Here is a 13,390-nt window from a genome sequence, read left to right as displayed (position 1 = left end):
ACAACGTTCTTTCTTAAGTCCTAGCAAGTTGTCAAAACTTAAACCCATTGATAATGGTCAAAACCTTGAGCTAATACAAGACCCTAAATTTTATAGTGTGCTCAATCTTTTTTAGTGATTTGAATAATTGTTTATCGTATTCAGCATTGATATCGGTAATTGCATATCCAATTTCGGGGTTTGTCATTAAAAACTGGCTTACAATGTTGATATCATGTTTGGCGAACACGGTATTTATTTTGGCCATAATGCCTGGAACGTTTTTATGGATATGAATTAACCTGTGCGATTTATCGATTTTCGGCAACTGCAAATTCGGGAAATTGGCACTCAAATAGGTAGCGCCGGTATTCATAAAATCAGCTACTCGTTTTGGAACAAAATCAATATTACGGGGATTGTTTTTCGGATCATCGAATACTACAATTCCTTGTTTAGTGCAAACATCAAAGTCGATTTTATTTTTTGCGCTCCCTAAATAACCAATCGTTTTAAGTTTCGCTGCATTTTTTAGTTGCTCTTTATCAATCTTTTCACCATCTGCTAAAACGATAATGCCGACATCTTTTACATATTTTTCTTCGAAAGAAGTTTTATGCCTGATGGACAAGCCGTCATTCTTCAGTATGGAAAGCGTTAATGGATCAACATCGCCAATAACTAAACAAAGAATCCTGTTTTTGGGGTAAGAAATTGCTCTTGGCAAATCATTCACATAGAGGAATTCGTCAAAACTTGGTGTTACGTGATCGGCTTTAGCAACAATGCTTTCACGGGCAATATTTTCTGTAAAAGCGAAAAACTTATTGATCAGCCCACTTTCCCGCAGCTGAAAATCTGAATATCCATCGCCAATACCGAAAAGTTCCCCTTCTAATTTTAAATGCTGCAATAACTTTACTTTCCCACCTTCTTCACTTAAAGGGTTCGCGTGATCATAATCTATAATTTTTCCATCGCCAGTGGTCACAAAAGTATTGGCATAAATATTTTCTTTTTTAATGTGATACTGGCTCACCACCGGCGTAATAAATTCTTTAAAACCGCCAGAAACGATTAAAACATCATCAGCATGTTTCTTGAAAAATTCTGCGTTACGCGAAAATGAGGTAGAAACTTTCTTTTTTAAATGTTTGATCAGTTGTTTCAAATGATCTTCATTTGCCTCCAGCAATTTAACCCGTTGCGCTAAACTTTCTGAAAATGAAAGCTTGCCTTCCATGGCTAAATTGGTGTAGTCCTCAATCTTCTGGAAAATCGCCTCTTTGTCTGGGTGGTTCTTCAAAGAGATTCTAGCGAGTTCATCAAGTGCTTCTACCTGAGTAAAGGTGCTGTCGAAATCGATAATGTAATACGCTTTTTGTTTGGGCATTATTTTAAGTGTTGGGTAATTTCATTTATACTTTGAGCAAGCGGTTTAAAAACGATCCCGGTTTGCTCAATCACTTTTTTATTATGGTAATAGCTTAAAGTGATACTACTTTTAGCAGTGTCTTTAGTTATTGATGGTTCATTTCTGGTAAATAAGGATGTGAATTTCAATGCTCTCCAGGCTATACCAAGCATCCATGCTTTTGCTTCTTTTGTTGGCGGCTCAACTCCAAAACCTATTGCTATCTGTGTAAATAAATCTTTGTAATGAATATCTTCAGATGATAAAATATAGCGCTCTCCTGAAACTTCAGCGTCCATTAACAAAATCATCGCTTTCACTACATCTTCTACATCTACAAAACCAGAAGCACCAGTTGTATAGAAAGGAAATCCGTCCTTTACTAATTTGAAGATGGCTCCGCTCCCCTCGAAACCTGCATTTTTCCCAATAATAACCGAGGGGTTTACAATTACGGCATCGAGCCCTTCATTAATTCCACGCCACACTTCCATCTCACTTTCATACTTCGATAATCCATAAGCATGTGCTTTTGAATCATATTCCCAAAAGTCTTTTTCAGAAATTTTATTTCCTCTTTTTGCTATTCCTAAAGCAGCAACTGAGCTCACATGTAAAAGCCTGCAATTATTTTCGGCACAGAGATTTACAATGTTTGATGTTCCATCGATATTGACATGGAACAATTGTTTTTTATGTTTAGCGCTTAAAGATACAAAAGCCGCACAGTGATAAACATGAGTTACTTTTTCAAAGGCTTCTTCCAGGTCAGCTGGTTCATTAATATCGCCCAAAACCCATTCAATTAAAGAATTGTCTTTAATTATAGCCGGAATTTTTGAATTTTCACGTTTCAGCGCTCTTACGGTTAAACCCTTATCGGTTAACTGTTTTAATAATTCAGACCCTAAAAATCCCGTTCCTCCGGTTACCAGTATCATTTTATTTTTTTCGAGCTATATGTGGAAATACGCATTCAAAAATAGATATTTGAGCCGAGAGTTTTAAATATATGTCATTAACGGATTTCTTTTCCCCAATAAACCCCGATAGTTTTATACCAAAGCAAGGATTTTTAACGAGCCAGCTGGGTTTGAAAGCACACATTTATACCGAATCGTTTCCTGATTTTGAAGAGAACACTTACGATTTGGCCATTATTGGTGTATTAGATGGAAGAGGCGCCGTAGATAATGAAGGGTGTGCGCTAGCACCTGATTATTTCAGGGAAAAATTTTACAAGCTTAACGAAGGCGCTTTCAGCACTAGGATTGTTGATTTAGGAAATATTAAGCACGGCGCAACGGTTGCCGATACCTACATTGCTATCAAAATGGTGGTGTCTGATTTGATCAAAAAAGACATTATCCCGATTATTATCGGAGGAGGCCAGGATTTAACCTATGCCCAATATTTAGGCTATGAAGATTTGGAGCAAAAAGTGGATCTGGTAATTATCGATAATCAATTTGATATTGGGGACGATGATACCCCTGGAATAGAAACAAGATCAGACTGTTATTTGAATAAAATCTTTCTTCATCAACCCAATTATCTTTTCAATTACAGCAACATTGGGTACCAAACTTATTTTGTGAATCAGGAAAGCCTTAGTGTGATGGATAAGCTTTATTTTGATGTTCACCGCCTTGGAGAATTTGCTCAGGACATCACGTTGACAGAGCCGATTATCCGCAATGCGAACATGATCAGTTTTGATCTGGGCGCGATCCGATCGGCAGATGCTGCAGCGAATGCAAACACTACACCTAATGGTTTCGACGGTGAAGAAGCCTGCAGAATTGCCCGATATGCCGGCATGAACGATAAATTGACTTCAATTGGTTTCTACGAATTTAACCCGGCATACGATAATAACGGGCAGACCGCGTTTTTACTGGCGCAGATGATCTGGTATTTTGTAGATGGTTTTTATGCCCGTAAAAAGGATTTCCCGCTTACACCAAAATCACAATTTATGATTTACAGAACCAGTTTAAAAGATGGTTCAGGCGAAATGGTTTTCGTGAAAAGCAAAAAATCAGATCGCTGGTGGATGCAGGTGCCATATCCTTCAGGCCAATCGAAAAACGAACGTTATCACCTCGTACCTTGTCGTTACGATGATTACCAGACTGCAGTAAGCGGAGAAATGCCAGATTTGTGGTGGCGTACTTTTCAGAAGTTGTCATAATCCAATAGGTAAACTGTAGAATTTCAAACATTCAAGCGCTACCATAATTTTACACAGGTAGTTGCGTTCTAGCTGTAGATATCACTACTTTTGAAAAAACAAATCTCATTCATGAAAAAAATATTATTATCTGCGCTGGCCTTGTTGCCTTTAGCAGCGTTGGCACAAAAACCGTTTACATTAAACGGCAATATAAAAGGATTAAAAGCTGGCGATAAAGTTTATCTGATTTATCAGGGCGATGGAAAAAATATTACCGATTCTACAACGGTAGTAAACGGAGTATTTTCTTTTAAAGGTACGGTTGAAAATCCTGCACAGGGAAGTCTTTATTTGAACAAAAATCCCTACGTTACCCGTCCTGCTGAAGGGGAAAAATTAGATGGTTTATCTATCTACGTAGAACCAGGAAATATTAATTTAACAGCTACAGATTCGTTGAAAAACGCTACAATTGCTGGCTCTCCGGTGAATGATGATGCTAGGAAATTAAAAGCATTAACCAAACCAGTTAATGATAAGTTGATGGCTATCGATGCTGAATATAGAGCATTTACTCCAGAGCAGAAAAAGGATGAAGCCTTAATGACTAAGTTAAGAGAGAAATTTGAAAAAGAATCAGAAGCGCTTCCGCCGCTTTTATTAAATTTCGCACAGAATAACCCGAAATCATATATCAGTTTGAGTGCGATTGGTCAATTAGCGAGCGATCCGGAACAAGCTGGTGCTGCTGAAAAGGCATTTACAGCGCTATCTCCAGAATTGAAGGCAACTCCCAACGGAAAACAACTTACACAAATGTTCGATGCGGGTAGAAAAACCGCTGTGGGTGTAATGGCCATGGATTTTACACAGGCGGATACTGCAGGCAAACCTGTTAAGTTGTCTGACTTTAAAGGGAAGTATGTTTTGGTTGATTTCTGGGCTTCATGGTGTCGCCCCTGTCGCCAGGAGAACCCAAATGTAGTATTAGCCTACAACAAGTTTAAAGATAGAGGTTTTACCGTATTGGGTGTTTCGTTGGATCAGCCTGGTAAAAAAGCTGCCTGGTTAAAAGCCATTGCAGATGATAAGTTAACCTGGACTCATGTTTCTGATCTGAAATTCTGGGACAATGAAGTTGCTCAAATGTATGGTATCCGCTCTATTCCAGCTAATTTGTTGATAGATCCAACTGGAAAAATCATAGCAAAAGATTTGAGAGAAGTAGCGTTGCAAGACAAGCTTCAGGAACTTTTGGGAAGCAAATCGAAATAGATTCCATTTTATAACCAAGCCGCAGATTCGCAGATTTTATTTAATAAACAATCTGCAAATCTGCGGCTTTTTGGTTTTAAGGATTGTTGTCTAACTTTCCAAAAAAATCAGAACTTCTTTAAAATAATCATTTAAGCCCTCATACTCATCTTCCCCTGGAATCCATGAGGCAAATTTCCAATAGTTCCAACTTCTATCTTCTTCTGAAGGTGGAATAATTAAAAAAAGTTGTTCGTTGCTACCTATTCTTATACTTTTTTTTAAGTTGCTGGGAAATATCGTCCAAAGACTCATGTCCACTCCATATCTCGATCAGTTGACTATCCAAATCTTTTAAATAGCCAACTTTTTCAATTGCATCAAAAGTTGGTTCAGTACTATCTCTAGGTGATAAAAATCCATTCGTTACTCTTAGAAACTCTTTATAATCATCTGGAAGACTTATGGAAAGCCTTTCCTCTGCCATAAGTATTTGTAACGCTGTTGCAGGCTCATATTCTAACCAATTAGACTGCATTACCTGATCGGGAAAATCCTGCTCGCCTAGTGAGATTGCAACGTTGGAAATCTGCTCCAATAGATCTGCTATCATTTATTATATCAAATCAAAACCAATATCTTCTCTAAAGTATTTACCATCGAAGTAAATTCTACCTGCATCGGCCGTAGCGGATTGCAAGGCAGTAAAAAGGTCTTTCTGTAAGCTTGTGATCGCAATAACTCTACCGCCATTGGTTTTCACTACATCATTATCAAGCAAGGTGCCTGCGTGAAAAGCATTTGAATGGCGTAAATTTTCAATCCCCGAAATCGCCTTGCCTTTTAAATATTCTCCAGGATAGCCACCAGCTACAATCATTACCGTGGCCGCAGTTTGTTCAGAGATCACAAGCTTCACCTGGTTCAACTGTTTGTTTGCTGTGGCCATAAATAGCTCTACCAAATCATTTTCGATGCGCGGAATCACACTTTCGGTTTCCGGATCGCCCATACGCGCATTGTATTCGATTACAAAAGGATCATCACCTACTTTGATTAATCCAAAGAAAATGAAACCTGTGTAATCGATATTGTCTTTCTTTAAACCTTCTACAGTAGGTTTAATGATTCGCTCTTCCACTTTTCGCAAAAATTCTGGGGTGGCAAATGGAACTGGAGAAACCGAACCCATACCGCCAGTGTTCAAACCCGTATCATTTTGCCCGATTCTTTTGTAATCCTTGGCTGAAGGAAGGGTTACATAGTTTTCGCCATCACTTAAAATAAAAACGGAAAGCTCAATGCCGCTCAAAAATTCCTCTATCACAACCGTTGCGCCAGCGGCACCAAATTTACCGCCAAGCATCAATTTTAATTCTTCTTGTGCTTCAACGGTTTCAGTGCAAATTAAAACGCCCTTACCTGCTGCTAAACCATCTGCTTTTAAAACTACAGGCAAAGCATGCGTTTCAAGGTAAGCTAAACCCTCTTGTAAGCTTTCGGGAGTAAAGGATTTGGAGGCGGCAGTTGGAATGCCATGACGCTCCATAAATTGCTTGGAAAAATCTTTACTTCCTTCCAGAATAGCCCCTTCTTTTTTCGGCCCGATTACTGGAATATGTGCAAGCAACGCGTCGGCTAAGAAAAAATCGTGAATACCATTTACCAAAGGTTCTTCGGGACCAACAACAACGAGTTCGATATTTTCTGCAAGAACTACCTTTTTTATCGAATCGAAATCATTGACGTTGATGTTGATATTGGTACCATAAACCCCTGTGCCACCGTTTCCTGGTGCAATAATCAATTTATCGCAGTGCGAAGACTGGCTCATTTTCCAGGCAAATGCACTTTCTCTGCCGCCTGAACCTAAAAGTAAGATATTCATATCGGCAAAGATAATATTTTAGTAGCAAGTAGAGAGTATCAAGACCTCAGAGTTTAACTGCCTTTGGCACTTCTGGTCATTTGTTCCAACATATCCCACATCTCATTCGGAATGGCTTCCAAACCGTTCATTTGTCCGGCGCCTTGCAGCCACTCGCCGCCATCAATCGTAATCACCTCGCCATTGATGTAACCTGAAAAATCGCTCACTAGGAACGCAGCAAGATTTGCCAGCTCCTGGTGTTCTCCAACTCTTTTTAAAGGCACACGGTTTTTGAAATCGAATTTTTTAGCTAAATCACCAGGCAATAAGCGCTCCCACGCCCCTTTCGTTGGGAAAGGACCCGGTGCAATCGCGTTGGTTCGGATGCCATATTTGCCCCACTCTACCGCCAATGATCGGGTTAAAGCCAATACGCCACCTTTCGCACATGCCGATGGAACCACATAAGCCGAACCTGTGAACGCATAAGTAGTGACAATATTCAAAACAGTGGCCGTTTGCTTTTCTTTGATCCAATGTTTACCAAAAGCCAGGGTACAATTCACTGTTCCTTTTAAAACTATGTCGATAATAGATGAAAATGCATTTGCTGACAATCTTTCGGTAGGAGAAATGAAGTTACCAGCAGCGTTGTTCAAGAGTACATCTACAGAACCGAATCGCTCTAAAGTTTTTGCCAGTACATTGTCTACCTGTTCGGGATCTCTTACATCGCAAGCTACAGCCAAAACTTTACCTCCTGTTTTTTCTTCCATTTCGTCGGCCGTTTTTTGCAAAACCTCTTGCTTGCGACTTGTAATAACAAGATTTGCCCCCAACTTAAGAAAGTATATTCCCATTGCTTTTCCTAGGCCAGTACCACCACCTGTAATTACAATGGTTTTGCCTTTTAGAGCATCTTCTCTAAGCATAGGAGAATTGTAGTTGAGCATGATATTTTGGTTAGTGGGTTTATTATAGTTAGATTATTATTAGGTTGAAAAACTGTTGAATGGCGAGAGTTGAAGCATAGTTCAATTTTCAGACGAAAACATCAAAATAAAAATCGCATTACCTTCTTTGCAGGCTTTCAATAATCGTTTTCAAAATATGGCGTGTAGCAGGCGACCACCATTGTGCAAGCATTTTTTCGAGAGAAGCGGATTGATCTGCAGACACTGCTGCGATTAATTCTTCGCGGATATTTAGTTTACTTTGCGACCAGGTATTGCTTTCTAATTCCATGAACTTTTTAATCTTTCGCGCTGCAGCGGTAAGCAGGCTTTCGTTCTTCACCAGCTCATCCACCAAACCAACCTTAAGGGCTTCTTCGGGGCTGTAAAGTTTACCTGTCAATAAGCTCCGGGTTGCTTCCGCTTTGCCCAACCAAAAAGAATACATCTGAAAAATGCTGTTTGGAACAATTATCCCAACCGGAACTTCATTTAAACCGATAATATACTGCCCTTCGGCCATAACACGATAGTCACAGGCAAGTGCCAAAACGCATCCTCCGGCAGGACTATGGCCACTGATTGCTGCAACAATCGGCTTCTTAAAGGAGACAAGATTGGCAGTGAAATTTAAAAACAGCTTCCAAAAATCTTTTGCTTCTTCCTCATTATAATTATAAAGTTCAACTAAATCTAAACCTGCTGAAAAGAATGGAGCCGTTCCAGTTAAAATTACTCCACCAACATTGTCATCAGCGGAGATGTTTTTAAGCATGTCATCTAGTTCGGTGATCAGTTGTCCATTTAATGCGTTAGACTTTCCTCTGCTCAATGTAATTGTTGCTAACCTATCGCTAACGCTTACTTTAATTGTTTCCATGTTAAATTTCAAAATGTAAATATTGATCGTATCAGGCAAACCTATAAGCTATGCTTGCATAATATTCAAATCTATCTATTTTTCTTTATTTCACCTCATAAGTATAAACTTTTCTGGCTAAATGGCCAAAAGCATCAATGCCTTCCATTACCATGCGGTATTGCCCCGGCTCATCGGCATTATAAAATTCGAATTTCCCTTTGCCATCATTCTCAGCAACAACCTGTGGATTCCAATAAATGGTTGTCCTTAAATCTGCCCGGTTACTATTCGTGCCTGCATCGTATTTTGGAGAATAAAATTCCCTGGAAACAGAAAACCCTTTCGGACTAAGCGTTACCACTCCTGGTGCATACCTGTTATAGTTTGCCGTCCCGCCACCGCGTTTAGTTGTAATGACGATTAAACCACCGCTACCCTGCGAGCCATAAATAGCGGTATTGCCAATGCTTTTTAAAAGTTCGATTGATTCTACATCTGAAGGAACAATGTTATCAAGAAAGTCGGCTTCAACCCGCATTCCATCCAATACAATCGACATTGGCGTATTTTGGCTCCGCATCAGATAAGGGATTCCTCCTTGAAAAATAACTCCCGGCAAACGCCCTTGTAAACATTGAGACAAAGTTATGCAGGTGGAAAGATCATCAGCTGTCATGATATAATCTGCTCTTCCTGCGCCATTTAAATTAGCAGAATTTTTTGCCGGATTTCTTTTTTCAGTGATGGTCACCTCCTCTAACTTTATCGTTCGCTCCAGCAAGCCTAGCCGTGTCATTTCGTTAAAATAATTGTCGCTTTCCTTAATATATTTCATCAAAGAATTATTCACATTTACTTCAACATCTCCTGTGTTTTTATTCTTGGTTACGATCTGGTTTGGTACCACATCCAAATTAATATCTACAAACTTACGTTCTGATTTGGTCCTCGCCTGAACCACAAATTTGGTGCTGTCAGGAAAATCTAAATTATCAAACACAAACCTTCCATCTGCATTGGTAACCGTATCTAGAATAAAAAATGTTCCTTTTGATGCCATGATCATTACCTTGCCCCCCGGAACCGGTTTGCCACCTTTGGTAACCGTTCCACTGATGCTAAGCGAATTTTCAGGCTTGTAAGTAATTGCAGGCCCTGTTCCGGCTGCTACATTGCGCCACAAAAATCTACTCCACCCATGCGTTAACATCAAATTATCCAACTCTTTCACTGTTTTAACGTCATCATTTAGAAAGTAATGATTAGGCTTTTCAATGTATCCAGTTAAATCTGAAGTTAACAATAACGATGTCAGGATATTCGACTCGTTATCCTCGTCAGGTGCCACTTTGGTAGCATTGGTAACGGCGACCGAGTAAACACTCAATACCGGCTTATTTTGGTTAGTGGCATCAAAACTAAAAGAGGATTTTCCCTTTCTGGTGGTTGACACGGCCGATGTATTCAAATTTAGATCGATTAAATCGACCTTATGATTTACAAAAATTAAACGTTCGGCTATAGGTTGGTTAGTTGTGGAAAATAAAGTGAATTGTACTACACCAATTGGTAAATTTTTCTTCGGGATATTGGCAACCAAAACCTGTTTATCCATTTTGGCTTTGGAAACATAAAAAACATTCCCACCCTGTTGTGCCACAACTTTTAATTCACTACCATTAATTAAGCTTTCGCTGGCCATTATTTTAACCGTAACCTTTGCTGTATCTGTATTGGTAACGGCGATGGCATATCCCGCTTTTTGAGCTAATGGAAGTTTCAAATCTTTGCTGGATCCATCTTTAAATTTAACTTTCGCTATATAGTTTTTTCCCGGCTGAGCATTAAAAATAAAGTTCCCCATCCCTAAATAACTGGTTTCAAATGAGGTAATCTCAGATCCTGTTTCGTCCACAATCGAGCCTTTTATATCTTCTCCATGTCCACTGGCATTTACTGTTTTAATGGCGATCTTTTGAGGAAGATTCTCAATCATCGAACCGCCTTCGGGTAAAAACTGTACATCAACATCGTTAGAAGTGGAGGTGATTGGAATTGTTTTTACCACTTTCTGCTTATTTTCTAAAGTGAGCGTTGCCACAATTTTCCCTGACTTATTGGCAAGCGCCTGGCTGCTGGTGAAATTTATTACAGCATCACCAGAGAGATTTGTTTTGACTTTGCCCTTGGCAACAGATCTATAATCAAGCTGTACATCGTAGCTGACTTCGTTCTCCTTATAGGCAATGCCATTTTTATCTTCGAAATGGATGGTTGCCTCAACCTTATCCACATTGCTTTCCTTTGTAAAGGTGTAATCAGTTTTCGTAAATACCTTGTTCGCCCAACTATTTCCGATTTTTATGGTTTTATCAAAAAAGAATTCAGTTCCAAAGTTTCGCATGTAATTGGTATATGCCCTAATTCGATAATTTCCTTCTCCTAACGAATCTGTTAGCTTAAAATCGCCCCATGTTATACCGCTAATTAATGGTAATTTCACTAATTTCTTTACCGAATCTCTTTCATTAATTAACTCTACATATAAAATTTTGCTCAATTGAGAAGGTGCAGTGGTTTTTGTATTGATCACATACCCTTTAAACCAAATATCATCTCCTATGGCGTAATACGGTTTATCTAAATGCAGGTATACCTTTTCCTGTTGATATTTATTGGTGTAATCCTCTAGCTTTTTCAAAAGCAAGGTAAAAGGATCATTATCGATCTTAAAAGCAGTAAAACCAATAAGCAGTGCGAGAAAACTGATTGCGAGTGTAATTTTGATTTTCATTTGTGGCTAGGGTGTAAAAAAATATGCCTCAAGGTACAAAACCGGAGGCATATTTTTATGAAGGTAACGTGAATTTTAGTTCTAAAATTTGTTCTTCCACATCATGCTTTCCACTGGTTTAGTAGTCTTATTATTATATTTTGCATTCCCTTTGGTATTATACATGGTTTCGATATTTCCTTCTACCACAAAATAAATTAACTGGCCTATGGGCATCCCTGCATAAATTTTTACAGGTTGAGCAACAGAGATTTCCAATGTCCAGGTATTGCAGAAACCCACATCACCCTTACCCGCAGTGGCGTGTATGTCAATCCCAAGGCGCCCGGTGCTGCTTTTTCCCTCTAAAAAAGGTACGTGGCCATGTGTTTCCGTGTATTCAAGGGTTACGCCAAGGTATAAGGTACCTGGGTGTAATACAAAACCATCTTTCGGAATTTCAAAATGCTCAATTTCATTATGCTGCTTGGCATCCAACACGCGGCTTTTATAGGTAGCCAGGTATTTCCCTAAATGGACATCGTAAGAATTTGTACCTAAGCTTTCTCTTTTAAAGGGCTCGATTATGATTGTTCCCTTATCAATTTCTTCTAAAATCCTTTTATCAGATAATATCATTTTTATGCGTATTTTTGGCCTAAATTATCAATTAATTAAGATAGTTTTGCATGCTAATCTCAATTTTATAAATGCCTATAATTTATAATAAAAATGTTGATGAGCATTCAGTTCTTGCAATCTGGAAAATTGAGGAAACTGAAGCTGAAATGTTGGCTGGCCTTCAGCTTAAGCAACATGAGCTTGATGTTATATCAACGCTGAACAGTGGCAAAAGGCTATTGCATTGGTTAAGCACAAGACTTCTTCTTCGTACCATGTTAAATACCAAAGAATATATCGATTGCCAATTTGATGAAGATGGAAAACCTTATTTAACCAATTTCGATTATCAAATCTCTTTAAGCCATTCGTACGACTATGCGGCTGTTATGATCAGCAAAAAAGATGCTGTTGGAGTGGATATAGAATTGATTAAACATAAAATAAAAAGTATACGCCATAAATTTTTGAGTGATCTCGAACTTGCCCAAAAACAAATTGGCGACAATATAGATGGCCTTTATGTGGCATGGTGCGCTAAAGAAGCTATTTACAAGTGGCATGGAAAGAAGGGTTTGGAATTCAAACGCGACATCCATATAAAGCCCTTTAAGCTTAAAAATGAAGGAAAATTAAATGCCATCGTGGCTCTTCCCTCGGGTTCAAGAGAACTAACGGTAAATTATTTCAAGACAAAAGACGGCTATATGTTGGGCTACGTTGTGCATTGAGTCTAAATGTTATTAAGAATTATAAATGGATGATCAACCTACAAACGCTCCTTTAGTTCCTACGCAATTTATTGATTGGGGCTTAACAGATTACCAGCAAGCCTGGGATAGACAGGAAGAATTGCTTAATAAAACAGTAGCATTAAAAACCGAGAATCGAGTAAACGGCACTCAGTTACCCACACCAAATTATCTTATTTTTAATGAACATCCTCATGTTTACACATTGGGAAAAAGCGGCCATCCAGAAAATTTATTATTGGATGAACAAGGCTTAAAAGATAAGGGCGCCACTTATTATAAAATTAATCGTGGTGGAGATATTACCTACCACGGTCCGGGCCAAATAGTGGGTTACCCCATTTTGGATTTGGATAACTTTTTTACGGACATTCACTTATATCTTCGAACACTTGAAGAAGCTGTTATTTTAACTTTAAAAGATTATGGCATTGAAGCTGGTCGTTACACTGGTTATACCGGCGTGTGGTTAGATGCAGATAACGAAAAAGCCAGAAAAATTTGTGCAATGGGTGTTCGCTGCAGTCGCTGGGTTACCATGCATGGCTTCGCCTTTAATGTAAATGTAGATCTCGATTATTTTAAAAACATTGTTCCTTGCGGAATTGACGATAAAGCCGTTACCTCTTTGGCTAGGGAACTTGGATATCAACCCGATATAGAAGAAGTAAAAGAGAGACTAAAAAATCATATCGCAGATCTTTTTAAAATGAATCTGATCTGATCTATAAGGATA

General features: G+C 38.8%; 12 protein-coding genes. 4 read left to right on the top strand and 8 right to left on the bottom strand.

Annotated features, from left to right (window positions below):
- Window positions 1-70: 70 nt before the first annotated feature.
- Window positions 71-1,372 (bottom strand): HAD-IB family phosphatase, encoded by a 1,302-nt coding sequence (locus tag OQZ33_RS18595; RefSeq protein ID WP_265800786.1) that lies wholly within the window; start codon window positions 1,370-1,372, stop codon window positions 71-73.
- On the bottom strand, window positions 1,372-2,334 hold the full coding sequence (locus tag OQZ33_RS18590; RefSeq protein WP_265800784.1) for an NAD-dependent epimerase/dehydratase family protein: 963 nt from the start codon (window positions 2,332-2,334) through the stop codon (window positions 1,372-1,374). Before OQZ33_RS18590 ends, OQZ33_RS18595 begins: the two co-directional genes overlap by 1 nt.
- Window positions 2,335-2,405: 71 nt before the next feature.
- Between OQZ33_RS18590 and OQZ33_RS18585 the strand changes: the two genes are divergently transcribed.
- A complete protein-coding gene (locus OQZ33_RS18585; protein ID WP_265800782.1) occupies window positions 2,406-3,587 on the top strand; it encodes a formimidoylglutamase in 1,182 nt (393 codons plus the stop codon).
- A 111-nt stretch (window positions 3,588-3,698) separates the two neighbouring features.
- Entirely contained in the window at window positions 3,699-4,844 is a 1,146-nt protein-coding gene (locus OQZ33_RS18580) for a TlpA disulfide reductase family protein (RefSeq protein ID WP_265800780.1), read from the top strand.
- A gap of 238 nt (window positions 4,845-5,082) precedes the next feature.
- Here OQZ33_RS18580 and OQZ33_RS18575 read toward each other — a convergent pair whose 3' ends face one another.
- The 6 genes from OQZ33_RS18575 to dcd form a co-directional block, all read right to left on the bottom strand.
- The gene (locus OQZ33_RS18575) at window positions 5,083-5,436 is read right to left on the bottom strand and encodes an SMI1/KNR4 family protein (RefSeq protein ID WP_265800778.1); all 354 of its coding nucleotides are present in this window, start codon (window positions 5,434-5,436) and stop codon (window positions 5,083-5,085) included.
- A 3-nt stretch (window positions 5,437-5,439) separates the two neighbouring features.
- Window positions 5,440-6,711 (bottom strand): phosphoribosylamine--glycine ligase, encoded by a 1,272-nt coding sequence (purD, locus tag OQZ33_RS18570; protein ID WP_265800776.1) that lies wholly within the window; start codon window positions 6,709-6,711, stop codon window positions 5,440-5,442.
- Window positions 6,712-6,764: 53 nt separating this feature from the next.
- The gene (locus OQZ33_RS18565; RefSeq protein WP_265800775.1) at window positions 6,765-7,646 is read right to left on the bottom strand and encodes an SDR family oxidoreductase; all 882 of its coding nucleotides are present in this window, start codon (window positions 7,644-7,646) and stop codon (window positions 6,765-6,767) included.
- Window positions 7,647-7,764: 118 nt separating this feature from the next.
- Complete coding sequence (locus tag OQZ33_RS18560; protein ID WP_265800774.1) at window positions 7,765-8,526, bottom strand: enoyl-CoA hydratase/isomerase family protein; 762 nt, start codon at window positions 8,524-8,526, stop codon at window positions 7,765-7,767.
- An 85-nt stretch (window positions 8,527-8,611) separates the two neighbouring features.
- Window positions 8,612-11,302, bottom strand: coding sequence for a TonB-dependent receptor plug domain-containing protein (locus OQZ33_RS18555; protein ID WP_265800773.1), 2,691 nt, complete (start codon window positions 11,300-11,302; stop codon window positions 8,612-8,614).
- An 81-nt stretch (window positions 11,303-11,383) separates the two neighbouring features.
- Complete coding sequence (dcd, locus tag OQZ33_RS18550) at window positions 11,384-11,920, bottom strand: dCTP deaminase (protein WP_265800772.1); 537 nt, start codon at window positions 11,918-11,920, stop codon at window positions 11,384-11,386.
- Between the two features lie 71 nt (window positions 11,921-11,991).
- Here dcd and OQZ33_RS18545 point away from each other — a divergent pair, with 71 nt between their 5' ends.
- Window positions 11,992-12,633 carry a 4'-phosphopantetheinyl transferase family protein gene (locus OQZ33_RS18545; protein ID WP_265800770.1) on the top strand — a complete coding sequence of 214 codons (642 nt, stop codon included), beginning with the start codon at window positions 11,992-11,994 and terminating at the stop codon, window positions 12,631-12,633.
- A gap of 25 nt (window positions 12,634-12,658) precedes the next feature.
- A complete protein-coding gene (lipB, locus tag OQZ33_RS18540) occupies window positions 12,659-13,378 on the top strand; it encodes a lipoyl(octanoyl) transferase LipB (protein ID WP_265800769.1) in 720 nt (239 codons plus the stop codon).
- Window positions 13,379-13,390: the final 12 nt, after the last annotated feature.

The sequence above is a fragment of the Pedobacter sp. MC2016-05 genome, from assembly GCF_026239735.1.
Taxonomy (GTDB): Bacteria; Bacteroidota; Bacteroidia; order Sphingobacteriales; family Sphingobacteriaceae; genus Pedobacter.
This window is presented reverse-complemented; position numbering and strand designations above follow the sequence as displayed.

What these genes read in the sequence shown, in the direction of transcription:
- OQZ33_RS18595 (WP_265800786.1), bottom strand. Translation starts at nt 1,372, where the DNA reads ATGCCCAAACAAAAAGCGTATTACATTATCGATTTCGACAGCACCTTT.
- OQZ33_RS18590 (WP_265800784.1), bottom strand. Translation starts at nt 2,334, where the DNA reads ATGATACTGGTAACCGGAGGAACGGGATTTTTAGGGTCTGAATTATTA.
- OQZ33_RS18585 (WP_265800782.1), top strand. Translation starts at nt 2,406, where the DNA reads ATGTCATTAACGGATTTCTTTTCCCCAATAAACCCCGATAGTTTTATA.
- OQZ33_RS18580 (WP_265800780.1), top strand. Translation starts at nt 3,699, where the DNA reads ATGAAAAAAATATTATTATCTGCGCTGGCCTTGTTGCCTTTAGCAGCG.
- OQZ33_RS18575 (WP_265800778.1), bottom strand. Translation starts at nt 5,436, where the DNA reads ATGATAGCAGATCTATTGGAGCAGATTTCCAACGTTGCAATCTCACTA.
- purD (WP_265800776.1), bottom strand. Translation starts at nt 6,711, where the DNA reads ATGAATATCTTACTTTTAGGTTCAGGCGGCAGAGAAAGTGCATTTGCC.
- OQZ33_RS18565 (WP_265800775.1), bottom strand. Translation starts at nt 7,646, where the DNA reads ATGCTCAACTACAATTCTCCTATGCTTAGAGAAGATGCTCTAAAAGGC.
- OQZ33_RS18560 (WP_265800774.1), bottom strand. Translation starts at nt 8,526, where the DNA reads ATGGAAACAATTAAAGTAAGCGTTAGCGATAGGTTAGCAACAATTACA.
- OQZ33_RS18555 (WP_265800773.1), bottom strand. Translation starts at nt 11,302, where the DNA reads ATGAAAATCAAAATTACACTCGCAATCAGTTTTCTCGCACTGCTTATT.
- dcd (WP_265800772.1), bottom strand. Translation starts at nt 11,920, where the DNA reads ATGATATTATCTGATAAAAGGATTTTAGAAGAAATTGATAAGGGAACA.
- OQZ33_RS18545 (WP_265800770.1), top strand. Translation starts at nt 11,992, where the DNA reads ATGCCTATAATTTATAATAAAAATGTTGATGAGCATTCAGTTCTTGCA.
- lipB (WP_265800769.1), top strand. Translation starts at nt 12,659, where the DNA reads ATGGATGATCAACCTACAAACGCTCCTTTAGTTCCTACGCAATTTATT.